Below are 24,141 nucleotides of genomic sequence, written 5' to 3' on the forward strand. Positions count from 1 at the left end.
CCGCTCCTGGCCCCGATCTTGAAGCCTGAAGGCTGATCGCCCGACCGGCACCCGTTCTCTTGCCAAACTGGCACGGAACCGCACCGGGACGATCCAGCACGAACAGGCAGGGTCGGATGAACCGGATCGTTGCTTTGAAAGGCTTGAGCGCCGGCAGCTCGCCGCTGCCTGCGGGTTCGATTGCGGCTCCCGCACCGGACGGGCCGCTCCATCTCGAATTCAAGCCACTTCTGGACTGCGCGGAGATCAGGACCGCCTGGAGCAATCTCGCCGCCCGCGCGCTCGAACCCAATCCGTTCTTCGAGCCCGATTTCGCGCTGGCGGCCGCGCAGCATCTCGTCGCCTTCCGCGATGCCGCTGCCATCCTCGTCTGGCAGGGCGGAGAGACCAGCCCGGCACGCCGGCTGATGGGCTTCCTGCCCTGCCTGCCGCAAGGCCGCCTCTTCGGCCCCGACATGCTCACCGCGCTTGCAGACGCGCGCGTCTTCAGCGGCGCACCGCTGATCGACCGCGAGCGCGGCGGCGCAGTTCTCGACGCGATCATGACCCGCAAGCCGGCGAGGCGCGGCCTCATCCTGCGTGCGATCGACCTTGATGGCGCCTTCGCCCAAGCCCTGCGCGCCAGCAGCGAGCGGCTCGGCCTGCCGCTCAAGCCGGAACCGGCCACGCCCTCCCTCGCCCGGCGCCGCGCCGAACCCGGCAATCCCAACGCATTGCGCGACGCGCTCGCCCGCGAAGGCAAGGTCACGCTGGTCGAGGCCGGCGCGCGCAGCGACATCCGCGACGCGATCGAGCTCGTGCTGGCGATCGAAGCCTCGGGCTCGCGCGCCCGCGCCCGCAGCGCGACCTTGCAGGATACACGCGAGGTCGGCTTCGTCCGGGCGATGACGCGCGGCCTCGCCCGCATCCGGCAATGCCGCACCGGCCTGCTGATGCTGGACGAGCGGCCGATCGCCGGCGCCATCATCCTCGGCAAGGCGCAGCGCAGCTGGCTCTACACCTCGACGCAGGACGAGGCCTATGCGCTCTTCGAGCCTGAGCGCCTTTTGCTGGCGCTGATGCAGCAGGCGACGCCATCGCGCCAGATCCTGCGACGCAGAGGAGAGGCGTTTTCGGGAAACGGGTCGGTGCCGATCGGCACGTTGACGCTGAGCGCAGCGGTCGAGCACTCACCGAAGCACATCGCCTTGCGCGCTCGCGACGCGCTGCGCTGGCGCGGTCTCAGGCTTCGGCGCGCAGTAGCCGGCGGATGATCTTGCCGGTGGTGGTCAGCGGCAGCTCCTCGCGAAAGGCGATCTCGCGCGGATATTCATGGGCCGAAAGCCGCTGGCGCACGAAGTCCTGAAGCTCGCCGACCAGCTCCGGCGAAGGCGAGATGCCCGGCTTCAGCACGATGAAGGCCTTGACGATCTCGGTGCGCAGCGCATCCGGCTTGCCGACCACCGCCGCTAGCGCGACTGCGCGATGCCGCAGCAGGCAATCCTCGATCTCGGCCGGGCCGATACGATAGCCCGAGGAGGTGATGACGTCGTCGTCGCGGCCGACGAAATGGACATAGCCCTGCGCATCACTGACCGCCTGGTCGCCAGTCGTCATCCAGTCGCCGATGAATTTCTCCGCCGTCGCTTCGGGCCGGTTCCAATAGCCGAGGAACATCACCGGGTTCGGCCTCCGGATCGCGATCTGCCCTTCCTCCTCCGGCGCGCAGGGCGAGCCGTCCGGCCTGATCACCGCGACCTCATGGCCGGGCGTCGCCTTGCCGATATAGCCCGGCCGGCTGATGCCGATCGCGGCGCAGGAGGAGAGCACGAGGTTGCACTCGGTCTGGCCATAGGCCTCGTTGATGGTGAGGCCGAGCGCCTCCCGGCCCCATTCCAGCGTCTCGGCGCCAAGCGCCTCGCCAGCCGAGGCGATGGTGCGCAGTTTGAGGGCGAAGCGCTCTCGCGGCCGCTCGACCGCACGCAGCATCCTCAGCGCCGTCGGCGGGATGAAGGCATTGCGGATGCCGAGCTCGGCCATGAGCCCGAAAGCTGCCTCCGGATCAAACTTCGTTTGCGGCCAGGCCACGACCGGCACGCCGAAATGCAGCGCCGGCAAGAGCATGTTGAGCAGCCCGCCGGCCCAGGCCCAGTCGGCCGGGGTCCAGGCGAGGTCGCCGGGCTGCGGCAGGAACTCGTGCACCATTTGCACGCCCGGCAAATGCCCCAGCAGGACGCGATGGCCGTGCAAGGCGCCCTTGGGATTGCCGGTCGTGCCGGAGGTGTAGATCATCAGCGCCTGATCGTCGGGACCGGTCGCGACTGGCGCGAAATCCGCGCTCGCCGCCGCGAGCAGGCGCTCCCAATCCTCGGCACCGGTATCGGCCCCGTCGGTCGAGACGATCAGCTCCAACTCGCGCGGCAATTCGGCAATCTGCCTCAGCTTGGCGAGGCCGGCAGCGTTGGTCACGATCGCCCTGGCGCCGGAATCGCCGAGGCGATAGGCCAGCGCATCGACGCCGAACAGCGCCGCCAGCGGCACGGCGATCGCACCGAGCTTATAGGCGGCGAGATGCGAGACCAGCACCGCCCGCCCCTGCGGAAGCAGGATCGCGACCCGGTCACCGGCACGAATACCGCGTGCCCGCAACGCATTGGCGAGCCTGTTCGACTGTGCCTTCAGCGTGCCGAACGTGACCGGCGCCGCGCTCTGGCCAGGTGCGACCTCGATGATCGCGGTCCGCTCAGGCTCGTGTTCGGCCCAGCGGTCGCAGACATCGGCGGCGATATTGTAGCGCTCGGGAATCCGCCAGCGGAACGCGGCGCGCAGGCTGTCGTAATCGCGCAAGTCTGGCAGCATCGGGTCTGAAGCGAGAGTGATACGGGGGACGGTCTGGCGCCGTCGTCAAAGCGTCACGCTTCTAGCACCGCTCTTCGCCGCCCGCCATTCGCTTGCCGCCCTGCAGCCATTCGCCGCGAGCGAGCGCTCGCGGCCCCTGGGTTCTCAGAAGCCGCGCTCGGCCGGAGCCGGCAGGTAGCTGCCGGTGAAGGCCGCGCCGGCCTTCTCCTTGTCCCTGAACGGGGCTGCCAGCGCGAGCTGGTCAAGCGCCCGCGCCCAGCGCGCCGGATCGATTCCGCCGAGACCATTGGCCTTGGCCCAGGGCGTCATGACATTCTGGTCGATCGCCATCTTCAGCCGCTCGGCCTCGACCTCGGGCCTGGCGATGTCATTGCGCTGGACCACCAGCCTCGCGCCCAGATCGGGATCGGCAATCGCCGCCTTGATGCTCTTTGCGATCGCCCGCAGCAGCCCGCGCACCGCATCCGGCTTCTCGGCCAGGAATTTTGGCGAGACCATCACGGCATTGCCGTAGAGTTCCACGCCGTAGTCCGCCATCAGCATGGTGACGATGTCCTCGGCTGGCACGCCGCGCGACTTGAGGGTGATATACGAGGAATGGGCGAAGCCGAACACGGCATCGACCTCTCCCGCCGCGAGCATTGGCTCACGCACCGGGAAGCCGACATTCTCCAGCCGGATCTTGCTGTCGTCGAGCTTGGTGACCGCCTTGAAGATCGGCCATTGTGCAAAGGCCGTGTCCAGCGCCGGAGCGCCGATCTTCTTGCCTTCGAGCGATTTCACATCGTTGGTGACGCCGCGGCTCTTGCGGGCGACGATGGAGAAAGCGGGGCGGTCATAGACCATCATCACCGCCTTCATGTCGATATTCGGATTCTCGTCGCGAAACCGGATGAGCGTGTTCACATCGCCAAAGCCGGCGTCGTAATTGCCCGAGGCCACGCGCGGGATCGTCTCCCGCGAGCCGTTGCCGGCATCGATGGTGACGTCGAGCCCTTCGGCTTGGAAATAGCCCTTCTCCTGCGCCATCAGGAACAGGGCGGCCGGACCCTCGAAGCGCCAGTCCAGCGTGAAGCGCACCGGCGTCTGGGCCGAGGCCGAATGCAGGCCGCTGAGACCGAGCATCGCGGCGATGAGTGCGCCAACCAGTTGCAGCCAGCGGCGCGGGCCATTCGCTCTCTGGATATTCGGCGCAGACATCACAGCTCCGGCTTCGGCTCAGGCGAAAAGATCGGGGTGGGCAGCGAGGCTGCCGCCAGCCCAGCAAGGCCCATGCCGAGAAGCTTATGCGCTCGAGTGGACGCAACATCCTTCGTTCGAACGGGCCTGGTGCAGATCATGCAGGACCCACATGAACGCGGCATTAAGCCAGCTTCGAGGGCTACGGTCCGTACTGGTCTTGAACGCGTCGCGACGCGCTCCAAAATCAGTGTAGATCCTATCAGAGCGGCAGCGCCCCGTCGGTCTTGACCTCCTCCATCACCGCATAGGTCCGCGTTTCCCGCACGGCCGGCAGCGCCAGCAGCACTTCGCCGAGAAAACGGCGATAGGCGTTCATGTCGGCGACGCGGGTCTTGACCAGATAATCGAAACCGCCTGCGACCATATGGCACTCCAGCACCTCCGGCGCCCGCTTCACGGAATTGGCGAAGCGCTCGAACGCGTCCGGCGTCGTCTTGTCGAGATAGACCTCGACGAAGACGAGCAGGTTCAAGCCCAGCTTCAGCGGATCGAGCGTGGCGCGATAGCCGGTGATGTAGCCGTCGCGGGAGAGCCGCTTCAGCCGCTCGCCCGTCGCGGTCGGCGACAACCCGACCTTCTCGGCAAGCTCGACGCCGGCAATGCGGCCGTCCGATTGCAGCAGCGAGAGGATGCGGCGGTCGGTGCGATCTAACACAGGATAATTCTCTATTGATTGAGACTCCTGTAGAGACTCTTACGCCAAACGGGCTGAAATGCCTATTGATATCCCGCGAACTCGGAACGATTCTGCAGATCATCCCGCTTCCTCGTCTGGAGCTCGTCATGGCCGCCCCCGCCCCTCGCCCAGCCGCTCATCCAGTGGCCGCCTTCCGCGCGCCCTATGCCGAGGATGACGCCGCGATTGCCGGTCGACTGCTGTCTGCTGCAAAGCGGGAGCCTGCTGCCAAAGCCCGGATCGACCAGCGTGCCACCGGCCTGATCGAGGCGATCCGCAACCGCAAGGTCGGCCTGGGCGGCATCGAGGAATTGCTGCGCGAATATTCGCTCTCGACCAAGGAGGGCCTGGCGCTGATGGTGCTGGCCGAGGCGCTGCTGCGCGTGCCCGATGCCGCCACGGCCGACCGGTTGATCGAGGACAAGCTCGGCCAGGGTGATTTCGCCCATCACGAATCCAAGTCGGACGCCTTCCTGGTCTCGGCCTCGGCCTGGGCGCTCGGCATCACCTCGCGCATCATCCAGCCCGGCGAGACCCCGACCAGCATCATCGGCAATCTCTCCAAGCGTCTCGGCCTGCCCGCCGTGCGCACCGCGACGCGCCAGGCGATGCGCGTCATGGGCAATCATTTCGTGCTCGGCCAGACCATCGAGGAGGCGCTGAAGCGCGCCCGCTCCGGCTCCGGCAAGCTCTACCGCTATTCCTTCGACATGCTCGGCGAAGGCGCTCGCACGCAGGCCGATGCCGACCGCTATTTCGCCTCCTATACCGCCGCGATCGACGCCATCGGCCGCTCCGCCGGCAACGAGCCGCTGCCGAACCGGCCGGGCATCTCGGTCAAGCTCTCGGCCCTGCACCCGCGCTACGAGGCCACGAGCCATGAGCGCGTGCTGAGCGAACTCGTTCCCAAGGTCATCGATCTCGCGCGCAAGGCCAAGGCCTACGATCTCAACTTCACCGTCGATGCCGAGGAGGCAGACCGGCTCGAACTCTCGCTCGATGTCATCGACGCCGTGATGGCCGATCCCTCGCTCGCCGGTTGGGACGGTTTCGGCCTCGCCATCCAGGCCTATCAGAAGCGCGCCTCCGCGGTGATCGATCATATCGCGGCGCTGGCCGAGAGCCATGACCGGCGCCTGATGGTCCGCCTCGTCAAGGGCGCCTATTGGGATACCGAGCTGAAACGCGCCCAGGAGCGCGGCCTGCCCGACTATCCGGTCTTCACCCGCAAGGCGATGACCGACCTGAACTACGAGGCCTGCGCCAGGCAGCTTCTGGCGCTACGACCGCGCATCATCCCGCAATTCGCCACGCATAACGCGCTCACCGTCGCCACAGTCGCCGAGATGGCGGGAAATGCCGAGGGTTTCGAGTTCCAGCGCCTGCACGGCATGGGCGAGGCGCTTTACGAAAAGCTTCTGACCGAGAATGCCGGCTTTGCCTGCCGCACCTATGCGCCGGTCGGCGGCCATCAGGACCTGCTCGCCTATCTCGTGCGCCGCCTGCTCGAGAATGGCGCCAATTCCTCCTTCGTCAGCGTCTCCGGCGATCCCGACGTGCCGATCGCGCAATTGCTGGTGCCGCCGGCCGATCTGATCGGCTCGCCTGCCGGCGCGCGCCATCGCCGTATCCCGCTGCCCGCCGACATGTATGGCGCGAGCCGCCGGAACTCGGCCGGCACGGAGCTCGGCGATGCCGCGAGCCTCGCCGCACTCGAGGCCGAGATCGCCACTGCCGCGGGCAAGCCGTTCCCACCTGCAACCGCGCTGATCGATGGCAAGCCGGAGGGCAAGCCGCCGTGCCCGGTCCTCTCGCCGATCGACGGCAAGCAGATCGGCACTGTCGCCGAAGCCGACGAGACGCTGGCCGACCGCGCCATGCTCGCCGCCAAGGCCGGCTTCCGCGCCTGGAGCGAGACGCCGGCCCGCAGCCGCGCAGCCGCCCTGCGCAAGGCCGCCGACCTGATGGAAGAGCGGCGCGGCCTGCTTCTCGCCCTGCTTCAGGCCGAGGCCGGCAAGACGCTCGACGACGCGATTTCCGAAGTGCGCGAGACCGTCGATTTCTGCCGCTACTACGCGGCCGAGGCCGAGGCGCATTTCGCCACGCCGCTTGTCCTGCCCGGCCCGACCGGTGAGGAGAACCGGCTGATCCTGCGCGGCCGCGGCCCCTTCCTCTGCATCGCGCCCTGGAATTTCCCACTCGCGATCTTCACCGGGCAAGTCGCCGCCGCCCTCGTCGCCGGCAATAGCGTCGTCGCCAAGCCGGCGCCGCAGACACCGCTGCTCGCGACCGTCGCGGTGAAGCTCCTGCACGAGGCCGGCGTACCGGTGACCGCGCTGCAGCTCGTGCCCGGCGGCGGCGATGTCGGCGGCAGGCTCGTCGCCCATCCCGCCGTGGCCGGCGTCGCCTTCACCGGCTCGACTGCGACCGCGCGCAACATTAATCGCACGCTCGCCGCCAAGGACGGCCCGATCGTGCCGCTGATCGCCGAGACCGGCGGCCTCAACGCCATGATCGTCGATGCGACGGCCCTGCCCGAGCAGGTCTCGGACGATGTCGTGACCTCCGCCTTCCGCTCCGCCGGCCAACGCTGCTCGGCGCTACGTCTGCTCGTCGTGCAGGAGGACGTCGCCGACAAGGTGCTGGAGATGATCACGGGCGCCGCCAAGGAACTGAAGCTCGGCGATCCCCGCGCGCTCGACGTCCATGTCGGCCCTGTCATCGACGCGCCCGCCAAGCAGCGGCTCGACGCGCATGTCGCGGCGATGCGCAAGCTCGGCCGGCTCGAATGGGCGGGCTCCGAGCCCGGCCTGAGCGGCAACTATGTCGCGCCACATATCGTCAGGCTCGACAAGGTCGCAGACCTGACCCAGGAGCATTTCGGACCGATCCTGCACGTCGTGCGCTGGAAGGCCGGCGAGCTCGACAAGGTGATCGAGCAGATCGACGCGACCGGCTACGGCCTGACGCTCGGCGTCCACTCGCGGATCGAGACCACGGTCGAGCGCGTCGCCGAGCGGCTCTCCACCGGCAATGTCTATGTGAACCGCAACATCATCGGCGCGGTCGTCGGCGTGCAGCCCTTTGGCGGCCACGGCCTCTCCGGCACCGGCCCCAAGGCCGGCGGCCCGCATTACCTCGCCCGCTTCGCCACCGAGCAGACCGTTACGATCAACACTGCGGCCGCCGGCGGAAATGCCAGCCTGATCGCAATGGGGGAATGAGGCGGTCCGTCAGACATGCGGGATCGTCTGTTTGACGGCCCCGGCCACCTCGAGCGGGCAATGCGGGATCTTGTCGAGTCGGGGCCACAGCTCCGGATACATGTTCGCGATGCGCGCGCCCAGCCGAAGCACGAAGAAGGCGCTGCCGCCGAGCTTGCCGTTGCCGGTCGCGACGCTGACGCGTCCGTCCACCTGCGGATGGTTGATCGAGCGCTGGTGCAGCGTGATCGCCCGAACCAGCGGATCTGAATCCATGCCGGTACAGGCACCGCTCAGCGCGACCTGGCGGTAGATCTCCTTGCGATCGGGCGGCGTCTCCGCCTGGTCCGTGGCGAGCCGATAGTACCACTGGATGTAGAGCACATCGGTCCTGATATTGTTCTGCCCGCCCTTTCCGACGGAGCAGTCCACATTCCACAAGATGTCGAAATGATTCCCGTCGGCGTGGAGATAAGCTTTCATGTCGACCTCGCGCGGATATGCAGTCACGCGAAGACTACAAGGCGTATCGCCGCCGTCTACGGATCTTATGAGTAGGGAACTTTGCGCAGCGCGCAGCGATCGCCGTTGCGTCAGCCCGGACCACGCGTTCCCTCGGATCCGTCTCTCGTGGAGACGCGAACAGCAAAAGGGCCGCTCACGCGGCCTTTTCAATACAGCGGATGGTGGCTGAGATCAGTTCGCCCGGCGCTCTTCGAAGACCGCGCGGAATTCCTTGAGCTGTACGAGCTGGTCGTGCAGGCGGCGCTGCTCGCTCTCGTCCTCCGGCGCAGCCGCGAGGCGCGTTTCGGCGGTCAGGATTTCCTGATCGAGCACTGCGGTGTCGACATCTTCGATGAACTTGGCCTGCTCGGCCAGGATCGTCATGCCGGTCGGGTTGATCTCGACGATGCCGCCGGAAACGAAGAATTCCTTCCCATTGCTGGCATCGGTCTTGATCAGCACGAGAATGCCGGGCTTCAGCGTCGCGACGACCGGGGCATGACCGGCCAGAACCGTCATCTCGCCCTCGACCGCCGGCACGATCACGCTGTTGACCTCACCCGAGAACAGGATGCTCTCCGGCGAGACGAGTTCGAATTTGAAGGTGGCCATCGGCGATCTCTCCCAGGCTCGTCATGGTCGGGCTTGACCCGACCATCTCTGAGACCAGTGCTCTCTTGTCCGGAGATTCTCGGGACAAGCCCGAGAATGACGTTTGCTACGCCCCGAAGTTCCGCCTGCGGCAGCCCGAGAGGCGTGGCTGTAAGCCTTACGCCGCCTCGGCGGCCAGGCGCTGAGCCTTCTCGACCGCCTCGTCGATCGAGCCGACCATGTAGAAGGCCGCCTCCGGCAGGTGGTCGTACTTGCCCTCGACCAGGCCCTTGAAGCCCTTGATCGTGTCCTCGAGCGCGACGAGCTTGCCCGGCGAGCCGGTGAAGACTTCGGCGACAAAGAACGGCTGCGACAGGAAGCGCTCGATCTTGCGGGCGCGGGCGACGGTGAGCTTGTCCTCTTCCGAGAGCTCGTCCATGCCCAGGATCGCGATGATGTCCTGCAGGGCCTTGTAGCGCTGGAGGATCTGCTGGACCTGACGGGCGATGGCGTAGTGCTCCTCGCCGACGATCGCGGCGGACAGCATGCGCGAGGTCGAGTCGAGCGGATCGACCGCCGGATAGATGCCCTTTTCCGCGATCGAGCGCGACAGCACGGTCGTGGCGTCCAGGTGGGCGAAGGAGGTCGCCGGGGCCGGGTCGGTCAGGTCGTCTGCGGGCACGTAGATCGCCTGCACCGAGGTGATCGAGCCCTTGTTGGTTGTGGTGATGCGCTCCTGCAGGTTGCCCATGTCAGTCGCGAGCGTCGGCTGATAGCCCACCGCCGAGGGAATGCGGCCCAGCAGAGCCGACACTTCCGAGCCGGCCTGTGTGAAGCGGAAGATGTTGTCGACGAAGAACAGCACGTCCTGGCCGCGGTCGCGGAAATCTTCCGCGACGGTCAGGCCCGACAGCGCGACGCGCATGCGGGCGCCCGGAGGCTCGTTCATCTGGCCGTAGACCAGGGCGCACTTGGAACCCTCGCCGCCGCCCTTCTTGTTCACGCCCGACTCGATCATCTCGTGATAGAGATCGTTGCCCTCGCGGGTGCGCTCGCCGACGCCGGCGAACACCGAGTAGCCGCCATGGGCCTTCGCGACGTTGTTGATCAGCTCCATGATCAGCACGGTCTTGCCGACGCCGGCGCCGCCGAACAGGCCGATCTTACCGCCCTTGGCGTAGGGGGCCAGCAGGTCGACGACCTTGATGCCGGTGACCAGGATCTGCGCTTCCGTGGCCTGCTCAGCGTAGGACGGAGCCGGCTGGTGGATGCCGCGGGTATTGGTGGTCAGGATCGGGCCGGCCTCGTCGACCGGCTCGCCGATGACGTTCATGATGCGGCCCAGGCACTCGTCGCCGACCGGAACCGCGATCGGCGCGCCGGTATCGGTGACCTCCTGGCCGCGGATCAGGCCTTCGGTCGCGTCCATCGCGATGGTGCGGACGGTGTTCTCGCCGAGATGCTGGGCGACCTCGAGGACCAGGCGGTTGCCGAGGTTCTGCGTCTCAAGCGCGTTGAGGATCTCAGGGAGCTCGCCGTCGAACTGCACGTCGACGACGGCGCCGATGACCTGCGCGACGCGGCCGGTGCCGGTGTTGGCGGGCTTCTCGTCGGTCTTCGTCTTGGTGGTCTTGGTAGCGGCTTTGGCCATGGTTCGAACCTCGGATGCGCGTTTAAGCGTTTCGGACGACCTGCGGGCGACGGCGCCGCAGGCCTAGGCGTTACAGCGCTTCCGCGCCGGAGATGATTTCGATGAGTTCCTTGGTGATCATCGCCTGACGCGAGCGATTATAGAGCTGCGTCTGCTTCTTGATCATTTCGCCGGCGTTGCGCGTGGCGGAGTCCATCGCCGACATGCGCGCGCCCTGCTCGGAGGCGGCATTCTCGAGGATGGCGCGCAGCACCTGGACGGTCAGGTTGCGCGGCAGCAGCGTCTCGAGGATCTCGGTCTCGTCGGGCTCGTAATCATAGACCGACTCACTCTTGGCGGTGCCCGCCTCGATCTGCGCCGGGATGATCTGCTGCGCCGTCGGGATCTGCGAGATCACCGACCTGAACTTCGAGAAGAATAGGGTCGCGACGTCGAACTCACCGGCATTGAAGCGGGCGAGGATGTTCTGCGCGATCGCCTCGGCATTGACGAAGCCGACCTGCTTGAAGCCGCGCAGATCGACGACCTCGATGATATCCGCGCTGAACTGCCGGCGCAGGATGTCATAGCCCTTCTTGCCGACGCAGATGATCTTGACCGTCTTGCCTTCGGCCTTGAGCGCCAGCGCCTTGTCGCGCGCCAGACGGGCGATCGACGAGTTGAAGGCGCCGCACAGGCCGCGCTCGGCCGTGCAGACCACCAGCAGATGCACCTTGTCGGCGCCCGTGCCGGCGATCAGCTTCGGCGCGCTGCTGCCGGTGACGCCGCCCGCGAGATTGGCCAGCACCTGTTCCATGCGCTCGGCATAGGGGCGTGCCGCCTCGGCCGCGGCTTGGGCGCGGCGCAGCTTCGCGGCCGCGACCATCTGCATGGCCTTGGTGATCTTCTGCGTCGCCTTCACCGAGGCGATGCGGTTTCTAAGGTCCTTCAAAGAAGGCATCTGGCGCTCTCACTCCGTCATGGTCGACCTTGCGTCGACCATCCACGTCTTGAACCTCGATCTCACCTGCCACGCCCGCCGCATTCGCTGCGAAGACGTGGATGGTCGGGACAGACCCGACCATGACGCCTGCGGATCAGGCGAACGCCTTGGCGTAATCCTCGACGACGCTCTTCAGCTTCGCGGCATTCGCGTCCGAAAGGTCCTTCGAGGAGCCGATCTCGTTCAGCAGGTCGGCGTGCTTGGTGCGGACCAGCGAGAGCAGGCCGTCCTCGAACGCGCGGACCTTGTTGACCGGGAGCGGGTCGAGATAGCCGTTGACGCCGGCATAGATCACGACGACCTGCTCTTCCATCTTCAGCGGCGAGAACTGCGCCTGCTTCAGCAGCTCGGTCAGGCGGGCGCCGCGGTTGAGCAGGCGCTGCGTGACGGCGTCGAGATCCGAGCCGAACTGGGCGAAGGCGGCCATCTCGCGATACTGCGCGAGTTCGCCCTTGATCTTGCCCGCGACCTTCTTGGTTGCCTTGGTCTGGGCGGAGGAGCCGACGCGCGACACCGAGAGACCGACGTTCACCGCCGGGCGGATGCCCTGGTAGAACAGGTCCGTCTCCAGGAAGATCTGGCCGTCGGTGATCGAGATGACGTTGGTCGGGATGTAGGCCGAGACGTCGTTGGCCTGGGTCTCGATGACCGGCAGCGCCGTCAGCGAGCCCTTGCCGGCGGCGTCGCCCATCTTGGCGGCGCGCTCGAGCAGGCGGGAGTGGAGATAGAACACGTCGCCCGGATAGGCTTCACGGCCCGGCGGGCGGCGCAGCAGCAGCGACATCTGGCGGTAGGCGACGGCCTGCTTCGACAGGTCGTCATAGATGATGACGGCGTGCATGCCGTTGTCGCGGAAATACTCGCCCATGGCGCAGCCGGCGAACGGGGCCAGGAACTGCATCGGGGCGGCGTCCGAGGCGGTCGCCGCGATGACGATCGAGTATTCGAGCGCGCCGCGCTCCTCGAGCACCTTCACGAACTGGGCGACGGTAGAGCGCTTCTGGCCGACGGCGACATAGACGCAGTAGAGCTTCTGGCTCTCGTCATCGCCTTCGTTCAGCGGCTTCTGGTTCAGGATCGTGTCGAGCGCGACGGCGGTCTTGCCGGTCTGGCGGTCGCCGATGATCAGCTCGCGCTGGCCGCGGCCGATCGGGATCAGGGCGTCGATCGCCTTGAGGCCCGTCGCCATCGGCTCATGCACCGACTTGCGCGGAATGATGCCGGGCGCCTTGACGTCGACGCGGGCGCGGGCCTTGGCCTTGATCGGGCCCTTGCCGTCGATCGGGTTGCCGAGCGCGTCGACGACGCGGCCGAGCAGCTCCTTGCCGACCGGAACGTCCACGATCGCGCCGGTGCGCTTGACCGTCTGGCCTTCCTTGATCTCGCGGTCGGAGCCGAAGATGACGACGCCGACATTGTCGCTCTCGAGGTTGAGCGCCATGCCGCGCACGCCGCTCTCGAACTCGACCATCTCACCGGCCTGGACCTTGTCGAGGCCGTAGACGCGGGCGATGCCGTCGCCGACGGAGAGAACCTGACCGACTTCGGTGACGGAGGCTTCCGACCCGAAATTGCTGATCTGAGCCTTCAGGATCGCGGAGATTTCAGCGGGGCGGATTTCCATCAGCCGACCTCTTTCATGGCAAGACGAATTGAATTGAGCTTGGTTTTCAGTGACGCATCGACCATGCGCGAGCCCATCTTGACGACGAGCCCGCCGATGATCGCCGGATCGACCTTGATCGCGACATCGACATCCGTGCCGGCGACGTCCTTGAGGGTCGCGCGGATTTCCTCGAGGCGCTTGGCCGAGGGCTCCTCAGCGACCGTGACCTGAGCGCTGACAATGCCCTTGGCCTCGGCGACGAGCGCCCGGAAGCCGGCGATCATGCCCGGCAGCGCGAACAGGCGGCGCTTGCTGGCGACGAAGCCGATGAAGTTGCCGGCGATGCCGGAAATGCCCGCTGCCGACAGCAGAGCCTTGATGGCCGCGACCTGCTCCTCGGCGGAGAAGGCCGGGCTCTCGATCAGGCGCTTGAGATCGGCGCTCTCGTCGATCATCGCGCTGAAGCTGTTCAGGTCGGCGGAGACGGCGTCGATGGCATTGGCCTCGCTGGCCAGTTCGAAGAGGGCCGTGGCATAGCGCCCGGCAACGCCCGACACCAACGTCTGTTCCGATCCGCCTTCAGCCACGCTCGACATCTCTCGTTCAAAGGACTGCACCGGCGACCCCCAGGAGCGAGGGTGGAGTGCATCGTCCTGGCGCTGCGATGTATCGTCAGCCGAGGAGCCCTATAGGCGGCCCCACGCCTGAATGTGGCGGTGCACTAGCATGTGGTTTTGGGGGGCGCAATCCGTAGATCGCCATCAAAGCGGCGTATTTCCCCGCCTGTGGAACGCGTCAAAGGAAGCTCTGCGGATCGACATCGACCTGGACGCGCACGGAACCCTTCACGCGCGGCGCCCGCTTCAGCCAGCTACGCAGGTAATCCTGCAGGTTGACCTCCCGGCTGGTTTTCACGATCAGACGCATACGATGGCGCCCGCGCAGCACCGCGAGCGGCGCTTCCGCCGGCCCCAGCACCATGACTCCGCCCGGCGCTTCCGCGCAGCGCGCCAAGGCCCGGGCATGGCTTTCGGCCTCTGCCTGGGTGTTTCCGGATACGATCAGCGCCGCCAGCCGGCCGAAGGGCGGCAAGCCCGCCGCCTCGCGCGCCGCGGTCTCTGCGGCATAAAACCGCTCCGGATCCCCCGAGATCAGCGCCTTCAGCACGGGATGACCAGGGTCATGCGTCTGGAGCAGGGCGCGACCTGGTTTCTCCCCCCGCCCTGCACGGCCTGTGACCTGGCGCAGCACCTGGAAGGTGCGCTCGGCCGCACGCGGATCACCCGAGGTCAGGCCGAGATCGGCATCGATCACGCCGACCAGCGTCATGCCCGGGAAATTGTGGCCCTTGGCGACGAGCTGCGTGCCGACGACGATGTCGAATTCGCCCTCGGCCACCGCCATCAGCTCCTGCTTCAGCCGTTCGGTACCTCCAGGGAAATCGCTCGACAGCACGATCGAACGCGCCTGTGGAAAGAGCGTCGCGACCTCCTCGGCCAGGCGCTCGACGCCCGGTCCGCAGGCGGTCAGGCTCTCCGGTGCATGGCAGGCGGGGCATTCCTGCGGCCGGCGCTCGACATGGCCGCAATGATGGCAGACCAGGGCCCTGCGGAACCGGTGATCCACCAGCCAGGCCGTGCAGTTCGGACACTGAAAACGATGGCCGCAATCGCGGCACAGCGTCAGCGGCGCATAGCCGCGCCGGTTGAGGAAGAGCAGCGACTGCTCCTTCGCCTCCAGATTCGTCTCGATCGCCTTGATCAGCCCGCGCGAGATCCAGCGTCCGCGCTCCGGCTTGTCCTGCCTGAGATCGATCAGCCCGAGCGCCGGCAATTCGCGCCCGCCGAAGCGCTCTTCCAGCTTCAGATGTGTGTAGCGCCCGCGCTCGGCATTGACGCGGGTCTCGAGCGAGGGCGTCGCCGAGGCGAGGATGACCGGCGCGCTCTCGATCTTGCCGCGCACCACCGCCATGTCGCGGGCATGATAGCTGACGCCGTCCTCCTGCTTGTAGGCGGCCTCGTGCTCCTCATCGACAACGATCAGGCCGAGATCCCTGTAGGGCAGGAACAGCGCCGAGCGCGCGCCCGCGACGACCCGCGCCTCGCCGCTCGCGATCGCGGCCTGCAGCCGCTCGCGCCGACGCCCGGTCACGGCCGAATGCCACAGGCCGGGCTTTACGCCGAAGCGCGCCTCGAACCGGTCGATGAATTGCGCGGTGAGCGCGATTTCCGGCATCAGGATCAGGCTCTGGCGCCCCAGCCTGATCGCCTCGGCGACCGCCTCGAAATAGACCTCGGTCTTGCCCGAACCGGTGACGCCCTCGAGCAGCGTGACGTTATAGGCGGCCGCCCTCACCGCAGCGGCCAAGGCACCGGCGACCTCCGCCTGCCCCTCGGAAAGCTCCGGCCGGGCGAAATCGGGATCGGGCGCCGTCGCGATCTGCTCGCGTGGCATCGCCTCGATGCTGAAAGTGCCGGCATCGACCAGCGAATCGATCACCGCCGCGCTGACCGAGGCCGCCTCCGCGAGCGCCGATTTCGCGATCAGCAGCCCGCCTTCGGCCGCGGCAATGGCGCGCGCCCGGGCCGGCGTCATCCGCGCCGGCGGCGCACCGACCAGCCTGACGCCGAGCTTCGGTCGCTCGGGCGTATCGTCCGGCGGGCGCTTCAGCGCCAGCGCCAGCACCGAGCCCTTGGCGGCGAGCGTGTACCAGGACACCCAGTCGACCAGCTTCATCAGCGCCGGATCGAGCGGCGGCATGTCGTAGAGCCCGCTGACGCGCTTCAGGTTGCCGCCGCGGCCGGAGCCGATCTCCCAGACCACGCCGACCGTCTCGCGCGGGCCGAGCGGCACCTGCACGACATCGCCCGGCTTCAGGCTGAGACCTGGCGGCACGGCATAGCTGTAAGCCTGGTCGAGCCCGAGCGGAATCAGCACATCGACCGTGCCGCCGCCCTCCCCGCTCGCCTGTTCGTCGCTCATGGCGCCAGTGTCTAGCATCGATTCGGCGAGTGTTAAGGTCACGCCGTCATGCTCGCCCTTGTGGCGAGCATCCATGTCTTGCGGCGGCAGCAGCGAATGCGCGGCCTGAAGGCGTGGATGGTCGGGACAAGCCCGACCATGACGAGGCGGGCTCGACCATGACGAGGAATCTCCGCGCTGATGACCGATTTCGACACCCTGCGCCAGGCCTGGCTCGCGCATCTGGCGAGCGAGCGCCGTCTCTCGCCCAAGACGCTGGAGGCCTATGGCCGCGACCTCGGCCAGTTCACCGCCTTCCTCGGCGGCCATCTCGGCGGCGCACCGGCCCTCGCCGATATCGCCGCGCTGAAACCATTCGACCTGCGCGCCTTCCTCGGCCAGCGCCGACGCGACGGCGTCGGCAACCGCACCCTGATGCGCCAGCTCGCGGCGCTCCGTTCCTTCGCCCGCTTCGGCGAGCGCACCGGCAAATTCACCGCCTCGGCTTTCGCCGCGACGCGCGGACCGCGCATCGGCAAGTCGCTGCCGCGGCCGCTGGAGGCGAAGGCAGCCAAGGCGATCACCCAGACCGATATCCGTGCCGGTGAGGAGCGCGAGCCCTGGATCCTCGCCCGCGACGCCGCCGTGCTTTCGCTGCTCTATGGCAGCGGCCTGCGTATCTCCGAGGCGCTCTCGCTGTCCCGCGGCCAGGCGCCGAAAAACGCCGGCGACACACTGACTGTCATCGGCAAGGGCCAGAAGACCCGCATGGTCCCGGTCCTGCCGGTCGTGATCGAGGCGATCGACGAGTATATCCGACTCTGCCCCTGGCGAATGCCGCCGGAAGGGCCGCTTTTCCTCGGCGCCAAGGGCGGCCCGCTTTCGCCGCGCATCATCCAGCTCGCGGTCGAGGGCCTGCGCGGCGCGCTCGGCCTGCCCTCCTCGGCAACGCCTCACAGCCTGCGCCATTCCTTCGCGACGCATCTGCTCGGCCGCGGCGGCGATCTGCGCGCCATTCAGGAACTGCTCGGCCACGCCTCGCTCTCGACGACGCAGATCTACACCCGCATTGATTCGGCGAGGCTGATGGCAGCCTATGACGCCGCCCATCCACGGGCACAGCGCTAGAACATCGGATTGATAGCGAAGACAGATCGCTGCTCGGCGTCCGGTTGGACGCGCGGTGATCTCGCATCGACTTGATTTCGTCATGCCGTCCGGCCATCCCGCCCACGACTTTCCGGGGGGATGCGAATCATGTCGTCGCCAGCAGCAGAGGCCGCCGAGACGTCCGGCGGCAATAACAAGCGGATTGCCCTGCTCATCGCCGTGCTGGCGCTGATGCTGGCCTTCTCCGAGATTCTCGGCCAGAACGCCGAGCAGGATTCCGTCGCCCGCAATATCGAGGCGTCGAACCTCTGGGCCTTCTTCCAGGCCAAGACCATCCGCAGCACCACCTTGCGCACCGCCGTCGAGGAGATGGAGGTGTCCATGCTCGCCGTCTCCGATCCCGCCGCGCGCGAGCGCATGCAGAAGCGCGTCGACGACTGGAAGAAAACGGTCGCGCGCTACGAATCCGAGCCCGAAACCGGCGAAGGCCGCAAGGAACTGGTGGCGCGCGCCAAGGCGGCCGAGGCCCAGCGCGACCTCTCCGGCGCCCGCGACGACAAGTTCGACATCTCCTCGGGCCTGATCCAGATCGCCATCGTCGTCTCCTCCGCGGCGATCATCACCGGCATGGCCCTGCTGGCCTGGACCGGCGCCGGCCTCGGCCTGCTCGGCCTCATCGTGATGGCGCTGGCGCAGTTCGCGCCGACTGCGCTCTTCTGAGTTGTGTCCGTCATTGCGAGGAGCGGAGCGACGAAGCAATCCAGGAAGACTGCGCGCTTGGCAGCCCCTAGATTGCTTCGCTGCGCTCGCAGTGACGATTGAGGCCGGGCTCCATTTGAAAGCTCCGTGACCGACCTCAATAGTGGATCGCGCCTGCCGCCCCGCCGCCGCAGGCGATGGCGTCGCCATTGATCGCGACGCTGCGCGGCGAGGCCAGGAAGGCGACGATATCGGCGACCTCGGCCGAGTCGACGAGCCGGCCGATCGTGACATTGGCGGCCATGCGCCGCTCGATCTCCTCTCCGCTCTTCCCCGTGGCGGCCGCACGCGCCGCCACGACCGATGGGGTCTTCTCGGTACGGGTAGTGCCCGGATGGACCACGGTGACGTTGATTCCCTTCGGGCCGAGTTCGTCAGCGAGGTTCTTGGTCAGCGCCGCCACCGCGACATTGCGGATCGAGCCGATGGTCGAGCCGGTCAGCCGCGCAGCGAGCCCGCTGACATTGATGATCCGGCCCCAGCCGGCAGCTTCCATGTGCGGCGCCGCCTCCCGCGCCATGCGCAGATAGCCCATCACCTTGACGTTGACGTCGTCGAAGAACAGCGCGTCGGTGATCTCCGCCAGCTTCGGCGGCCGCGCCTGGCCGCCGGGCTTGGCGGCGGCGTTGACCAGGATGTCGAGACCGCCCAGCGCCGCGACCGTGCCTGCGACCACGGCTTTGACCGAGGCGTCATCGCTGGTGTCGACGGTCAGGCCGACGACCTTTCGTCCGGTCTCCCGCGCCAGCCCGCTCGCCGCCGTTTCCAGCTCGCCGGCACTACGCGCGGCGATCACGAGGTCGACGCCCTCCAGCGCCAGCTGCCGCGCGATGGCGCGGCCGATACCCTTGCTGCCACCGGTGATGAGCGCGCGCTTGCCGTTCAGCATCAGATCCATGAGCTCTTCCTCGCTAGCCGTTATGAAAGACGCGGCCAGGGCACGCCGCTGCCGCGCAAGCGCTCCCAGGCCTTCGCCATGCGGAGCACGCCGAGATCGTCGAAGCGGTGCCCGGTGATCTGCAGGCCGATCGGCAGCCCCTCTGCCGTCAGCCCCGCATGAACCGACACCGCCGGCTGATCGGACATGTTGGCCGCAACCGTGAAAGCGATGTGCTCGAATGGCCTCGCCGGATCATGGATCGGCGAGGCCAGTTCCGCCGCATAGGTCACCACCGGAGAGACCGGCGAAAGCATGAAATCATAGGGAGCGATCGCCTTCAGCGCCGCATCGCGCATCGCCATCATCTGGCTCAGGCCCTGATAGACGCGCAGACCGTCCAGGTTTCGACCGCCCTCTGCCCAGGCGAAGATATAGGGCAGCACCTTCTCCTGACGCTCCTGCGGCAACGCCCCGATATCGGCCCAGGCGCGCTGGCGCCAGAAATCGTCGAGCCCGTCGAGCATCGCCCGCGTCAGGAACGGCGCCACCGGCTCGACGATGGCACCCGCAATCTCGAACGCATTCGCGGAGGCCTCGATCGCAGCGCGAACCTGCGGCTCGACCGCCAGCCCAAGCCCGGCATCGAGCAGCAGCCCGATCCTCACGCCATCCAGGTCGATGTCGAGCGCCGGCCAATCGATTTCTTGCGGCGGCAGGCTCATGCCGTCGCGTGCATCGGGCTTGGACAATTCCCGCATCATGAGCGCCGCGTCCTCGACGGTCCGCGTCATCGGCCCGGCGACGCGGCCATAATAGGTCGGGTCGATCGGCACGCGTCCGAAGCTCGGCTTCAGCCCGACGAGCCCGCACCAGCCTGCCGGCAGCCGGATCGAGCCGCCGATATCGGTGCCGATATGGAGGGGGCCGTAGCCGGCGGCACCGGCCGCGCCCGCGCCCGCCGATGAGCCTCCCGGGTTCTTGCGGAGATCCCATGGATTGCGCGTCAGCGGATGGAAGCTGGAGAGGCCGGAGGAGAGCATGCCGTAATCCGGCATCGTCGTCTTCGCGAGGATGACGCAGCCGGCTTCCCGCAGGCGCTGCGCCGGCGGCGCATCCTCCTCCGCGACGACATGCTCGCGCGCCGCCGTTCCGAGCGGCACGGCGAGCCCCTCGGTCGCAATATTCTCCTTGATCGTGCAGGGCACGCCGTCGAGCGGCAGCGCCTCGCCCCTGAGCCAGCGCGCCTCCGACGCCTTGGCCATGGCCCGCGCCGCATCGGGATCGAAGGCATAGAGCGCGTTGAGCCTCGGCTCGCAGGCCTCGATCCGCGCGATCACCGCCTCCGTCACCGCGACCGGCGAAAGTCGCTTGTCCGCGAAGGCGGCAAGCAACTCCGCGGCGCTCAGATCGGCAAGCTCGTCAGACATGGCGATATCCTCGGCTCAAATCTCAGCCCTCATCTTGGCAGCCTCGTCGTCATTGCGAGGAGGCGAAGCCGACGAAGCAATCCAGGAGGCTCGCGCGACGGCTCCTGATCGCTTCGCTCCGCTCGCAATGACGAGGGCCAAGAACAAACGTCATTCAACAGCATCTCACATCACCGGCTGCGCCGCAGGCGCGGATCGATCGCATCGCGCAGGCCGTCGCCGAGCAGGTTGAAGCCAAGCACGGCGATCGCGATCGCCGCTCCGGGAAAGATCGCGAGCCAGGGCTGAGCCGCCATGAAGGTCTGCGCCTCGTTGAGCATGCGCCCCCAGGACGGGTTCGGCGGCTGGGTGCCGAGCCCGAGATAGGACAGCCCAGCCTCGGCCAGGATCGCCAGCGCGAACTGGATCGTCGCCTGCACCACGATCACGCCAGCGACATTGGGCAGGACGTGGCGCAGCGTGATCTGCCAATTGGTCAGTCCCGCGGCACGAGCGGCCTGGATGAATTCACGCGTCCAGATCTGGATCGCAACGCCGCGCGCCAGCCTGGCGAAATAGGGCAGGTTCAGCACACCGATCGCAATCACCGCGTTGAGCATCCCCGGTCCGTAGATCGCTGTGATCATGATCGCGGTCAGCACGGCCGGGAAGGCATGAGTGAAATCGGCCGCACGCATGATGATGTTGTCGAGCCAGCCATCGCGCCTGATCGCGGCGAGGAGGCCGAGCGTGGTGCCGACCACCATGCCGAAGCCGACCGCCCCCAGCCCCACTGCCAGCGAGTTGCGCGCGCCGACCATGATCATCGAGAAGACGTCGCGACCGAACTGGTCGGTGCCGAACCAGTTCGCGGCAGAGGGCGGCTTCAGCCGGTTGAGTATCGCGATCTGCGTCGGCGCATAGGGCGTCCAGACATAGGAGACCATCGCCGCGGCGACGACCAGTCCGGTCAGCGCCGCGCCGATCAGGAAGGAGGCGCCCAGCCACCAGCGCCTCGTGCGCACAGGCTCGTCGGCCACCGTCATGACGCCTCGCGCAGGCGGGGATCGATCAGCCCATAGAGCAACTCGACCGCGAAATTGACGATGATCGCCAGGGCCGCGAACAGCATGACCAGGTCCTTGACCACGATCAGGTCATGCTGGGCGATCGACTGGAAGACGAGCCGACCGAGCCCCGGAAGAGCGAAGACATTCTCGATGATGATCGCACCGGCGATCAGCACCGAGAATTGCAGGCCCATGATGGTGACCACCGGGATCAGCGCGTTGCGCAGGGCGTGGCGTAGCATGGTGACCTGCTCGCCCAGCCCCTTGGCGCGGGCGGTGCGGACGAAATCCTCCTGCAGCGTGTCGAGCATGGCGGAGCGCGTCACCCGCGCCAGGATCGCTGCTTGCGGCAGGGCCAGTGCAAAGGCCGGCATCAGCAGCGATTTCAGCGCCGGCGCGAACCCGGCATGCCAGCCAGGAAAGCCTCCCGCCGGCAGCCAGCCGAGCCCGATCGCGAAGGCGAGCACGAGCAGGAGGCCAAACCAGAAATTCGGCACGGCGAGGCCCAGCTGCGCGAACACCATCACTGCCGCATCCTCCGGCCTGCCGTGTCGGGAGGCAGCAAGGATGCCGAGCGGCACGCCGATCAGCGTCGCCAGCGCGATCGCCATGAAGGCAAGGGGCAAGGTCACGGCCATGCGTTCGCCGATGAGCTGTGCCACGGGCACGCGATAGGTGTAGCTCAGGCCGAGATCGCCAGTGAGCAGCCCACCGACCCAGCTCAGGAAGCGCATCGGCGCCGGCTGGTCGAGCCCCATTTCAGCTCTCAGCGCCGCGAGCGCCTCGGGCGCGGCATTGAGCCCGAGCGTCACCGCCGCGGGGTCGCCCGGCAGGATCTCCAGCATCAGGAAAATGACCAGCGCCGCCCCCGCCAAGGTGGCGGCAAGGGCGAAGAGACGGCGCAGGATATAGGCAATCACGCAGCCGGCCCCGTGCCCAAGAGCGTCGCGCCGCTCCGCGCTCCTCCGTCATGCTCGTCGTTGCGGCGGGCATCCGCGTCTCGGCCACGGTTCTCGACAGGCGAAGCCGTGGATGGCCGGGACAAGCCCGACCATGACGGGAGGACCGGCTCGGCACGCAGGGTCATGCGAGCGCTCCGAAACCTACTTCCAGCGCACCTCGGCGAGCGGCGTGATCGGCAGCGGCCAATCGGTCCAGACGCCCTCCAGCCCAGCCGCCGTCACCGTGATCTTTGGCAGCACGAAGAGGAAGCCATTGACCGCGTCACGTGCCAGGATGCGCTGGGCGTCCTTGTAGAGCTCGTTGCGCTGGCCTTCGTCGAGCGTCGAGTCGATCTTCGCCATCAGCTCCTTGAAGGCCGGGTTCTTGTACTGGAAATAGTAGTCGTCGCGGGCGTAGATGCCGATATCGAGCGGCTCCGTATGGGCGATCACGGTCAGGTCGAAATCCTTGCCGCGGAAGACGCGCTCGAGCCATTGCGGGAATTCGAGCGGTTCGATCGATGCGTTGATGCCGATCTGCTGCAGCAGCGCCGCGATGATCTCGCCGGAGCGCCGCGCATAGGCCGGCGGCGGCAGCTTGAGCGTGCAGTTGAAGCCGTTCGGAAAGCCGGCCTGTGCCAGCAGCGCCTTCGCCTTCGGAATATCGACCGGATAGGTATTGGTCAGGTCGATATAGGCGGGGTGCAGTGGCGAGAAATGGCTGCCGATCAGGTCGACATCGAAACCGTAGACTCCGAGCGCGATCGTCTTGCGGTCGAGCACATGCGCGATCGCCTGGCGCACGCGCAGGTCGTTGAACGGCGGCTTGGCATTGTTGGTGCCGAGGATGACCTCGCCCTCGGTCTTGCCGAAAGTGACCTTGAGCTTCGGATTGGCCTTGAGCTGCGCCACCGCTTCCGGCGCGGCGAGATTGGTCTGCGCGTCGACATCCCCCGCCAGCAACGAGGCGAGCTGCGCCTGCGGATCGGCGATGAAGCGCCAGGTCGCCTTGGCGAGCGCCGGCTTCTCACCCCAATAGCCGTCGAAGCGCTCGAGCTCGAGACGGTCGCCGCGGTTCCAGCGCACGAACTTGAACGGCCCGGTGCCGACCGGGTTGGTCTTGTTGTTGGCCGCACTCTGTTGGGCGACGATGACCGCATCGCCCCAGGCTAGCCCATAAAGGAAGAGAGCCGCCGGCTGCTTCAGCTTGATCACCACCGTCGCCGGATCGGGCGTCGCGATCTCGGCGATCGGCGTAAAGAGCTGGCGCTGGGCGTTGGTCGAATCAGGCGCCACCGCCCGCTCGAACGAGAACTTGACCTGCTCCGAGGTGAACGGCGTGCCGTCATGGAAGCGCGCGTTCTGGCGCAGCTTGAACGTGTAGGTGACGTTGTCGGGCGCAATCTGCCAGCTCTCGGCCAGGCAAGGCACGAGCTTGCCGGTCCGGTCCATCTTGACCAGGCCCTCAAAAATATTCTGCAGCGTCACCTCGCGGATCGCCTGCGCCGCGCCCGAGGTCGGGTCGAGTGTCGGCGGCTCCAGCGTCATCGCGATGATTACGCTGTCCTTGGCCTGGGCGAAGGCGCTGGCGGGCAGCTGGACTGCGAGCGCGGCAAGGCCGGCTCCGGCAAGAACATCGCGCCGCGTCGTCATCGGTTGCTCCTAGCCTGGCCCTCGCGGCGCAAGATGGCGCGGGAGACTGGCGGAGCGCAAGCCTATGC

19 protein-coding genes are annotated in these 24,141 nt (G+C 67.2%); 4 read left to right on the forward strand and 15 right to left on the reverse strand.

Annotated features, from left to right (window positions below; all coding sequences use genetic code 11):
* Positions 1-116 precede the first annotated feature (116 nt).
* On the forward strand, positions 117-1,253 hold the full coding sequence (locus EV560_RS03790) for a GNAT family N-acetyltransferase (protein ID WP_131854119.1): 1,137 nt from the start codon (positions 117-119) through the stop codon (positions 1,251-1,253).
* Here EV560_RS03790 and EV560_RS03795 read toward each other — a convergent pair.
* The 3 genes from EV560_RS03795 to EV560_RS03805 all read right to left on the reverse strand — a co-directional run bounded on the left by EV560_RS03795 (position 1,222) and on the right by EV560_RS03805 (position 4,735).
* The gene (locus EV560_RS03795; protein ID WP_131854121.1) at positions 1,222-2,838 is read right to left on the reverse strand and encodes an acyl-CoA synthetase; all 1,617 of its coding nucleotides are present in this window, start codon (positions 2,836-2,838) and stop codon (positions 1,222-1,224) included. The genes EV560_RS03790 and EV560_RS03795 overlap by 32 nt on opposite strands.
* Before the next feature lie 144 nt (positions 2,839-2,982).
* On the reverse strand, positions 2,983-4,038 hold the full coding sequence (locus EV560_RS03800; protein WP_248311873.1) for an ABC transporter substrate-binding protein: 1,056 nt from the start codon (positions 4,036-4,038) through the stop codon (positions 2,983-2,985).
* Positions 4,039-4,279: 241 nt separating this feature from the next.
* The gene (locus EV560_RS03805) at positions 4,280-4,735 is read right to left on the reverse strand and encodes an Lrp/AsnC ligand binding domain-containing protein (protein ID WP_131854123.1); all 456 of its coding nucleotides are present in this window, start codon (positions 4,733-4,735) and stop codon (positions 4,280-4,282) included.
* Positions 4,736-4,863: 128 nt separating this feature from the next.
* Between EV560_RS03805 and putA the strand changes: the two genes are divergently transcribed.
* Entirely contained in the window at positions 4,864-7,980 is a 3,117-nt protein-coding gene (gene putA / locus EV560_RS03810) for a bifunctional proline dehydrogenase/L-glutamate gamma-semialdehyde dehydrogenase PutA (protein WP_131854125.1), read from the forward strand.
* Positions 7,981-7,989: 9 nt separating this feature from the next.
* Here the strand turns inward: putA and EV560_RS03815 are convergent, their stop codons facing one another.
* The 7 genes from EV560_RS03815 to EV560_RS03845 form a co-directional block, all read right to left on the reverse strand.
* The gene (locus EV560_RS03815; protein WP_131854127.1) at positions 7,990-8,442 is read right to left on the reverse strand and encodes a hypothetical protein; all 453 of its coding nucleotides are present in this window, start codon (positions 8,440-8,442) and stop codon (positions 7,990-7,992) included.
* 213 nt (positions 8,443-8,655) lie between these two features.
* A complete protein-coding gene (locus EV560_RS03820) occupies positions 8,656-9,075 on the reverse strand; it encodes a F0F1 ATP synthase subunit epsilon (protein WP_131854129.1) in 420 nt (139 codons plus the stop codon).
* A 157-nt stretch (positions 9,076-9,232) separates the two neighbouring features.
* Positions 9,233-10,705, reverse strand: a complete 1,473-nt coding sequence (gene atpD / locus EV560_RS03825) for a F0F1 ATP synthase subunit beta (protein WP_131854131.1) — start codon at positions 10,703-10,705, stop codon at positions 9,233-9,235.
* Positions 10,706-10,775: 70 nt separating this feature from the next.
* Positions 10,776-11,645, reverse strand: a complete 870-nt coding sequence (locus EV560_RS03830) for a F0F1 ATP synthase subunit gamma (RefSeq protein ID WP_131854133.1) — start codon at positions 11,643-11,645, stop codon at positions 10,776-10,778.
* 136 nt (positions 11,646-11,781) lie between these two features.
* Positions 11,782-13,311, reverse strand: a complete 1,530-nt coding sequence (gene atpA, locus EV560_RS03835; protein WP_131854135.1) for a F0F1 ATP synthase subunit alpha — start codon at positions 13,309-13,311, stop codon at positions 11,782-11,784.
* Positions 13,311-13,880: a F0F1 ATP synthase subunit delta gene (locus tag EV560_RS03840; protein WP_131854137.1), complete on the reverse strand. Its 570-nt coding sequence runs from the start codon at positions 13,878-13,880 to the stop codon at positions 13,311-13,313. The genes atpA and EV560_RS03840 overlap by 1 nt, the downstream gene beginning before the upstream one ends.
* 208 nt (positions 13,881-14,088) lie before the next feature.
* The gene (locus EV560_RS03845) at positions 14,089-16,275 is read right to left on the reverse strand and encodes a primosomal protein N' (RefSeq protein ID WP_131854139.1); all 2,187 of its coding nucleotides are present in this window, start codon (positions 16,273-16,275) and stop codon (positions 14,089-14,091) included.
* A 180-nt stretch (positions 16,276-16,455) separates the two neighbouring features.
* Between EV560_RS03845 and EV560_RS03850 the strand changes: the two genes are divergently transcribed.
* Together EV560_RS03850 and EV560_RS03855 are read left to right on the forward strand one after the other, a co-directional pair.
* Entirely contained in the window at positions 16,456-17,382 is a 927-nt protein-coding gene (locus EV560_RS03850) for a tyrosine recombinase XerC (protein WP_131854141.1), read from the forward strand.
* 129 nt (positions 17,383-17,511) lie between these two features.
* A complete protein-coding gene (locus EV560_RS03855; RefSeq protein WP_248311874.1) occupies positions 17,512-18,084 on the forward strand; it encodes a DUF4337 domain-containing protein in 573 nt (190 codons plus the stop codon).
* A 136-nt stretch (positions 18,085-18,220) separates the two neighbouring features.
* On the opposite strand, the gene EV560_RS03860 is transcribed toward EV560_RS03855, so the two are convergent.
* From EV560_RS03860 to EV560_RS03880, 5 genes are all read right to left on the reverse strand, one after another.
* Positions 18,221-19,021 carry an SDR family NAD(P)-dependent oxidoreductase gene (locus EV560_RS03860; protein ID WP_131854144.1) on the reverse strand — a complete coding sequence of 267 codons (801 nt, stop codon included), beginning with the start codon at positions 19,019-19,021 and terminating at the stop codon, positions 18,221-18,223.
* Between the two features lie 20 nt (positions 19,022-19,041).
* Complete coding sequence (locus EV560_RS03865; RefSeq protein ID WP_131854146.1) at positions 19,042-20,430, reverse strand: amidase; 1,389 nt, start codon at positions 20,428-20,430, stop codon at positions 19,042-19,044.
* 170 nt (positions 20,431-20,600) lie between these two features.
* Entirely contained in the window at positions 20,601-21,455 is an 855-nt protein-coding gene (locus tag EV560_RS03870; protein ID WP_131854148.1) for an ABC transporter permease, read from the reverse strand.
* Complete coding sequence (locus EV560_RS03875) at positions 21,452-22,399, reverse strand: ABC transporter permease (RefSeq protein ID WP_131854150.1); 948 nt, start codon at positions 22,397-22,399, stop codon at positions 21,452-21,454. Before EV560_RS03875 ends, EV560_RS03870 begins: the two co-directional genes overlap by 4 nt.
* Before the next feature lie 183 nt (positions 22,400-22,582).
* On the reverse strand, positions 22,583-24,073 hold the full coding sequence (locus EV560_RS03880) for an ABC transporter substrate-binding protein (protein ID WP_131854152.1): 1,491 nt from the start codon (positions 24,071-24,073) through the stop codon (positions 22,583-22,585).
* Between the last annotated feature and the right edge of the window lie 68 nt (positions 24,074-24,141).

This window comes from Allobosea sp. BK604 (assembly GCF_004341515.1).
Classification (GTDB): Bacteria; Pseudomonadota; Alphaproteobacteria; order Rhizobiales; family Beijerinckiaceae; genus Allobosea.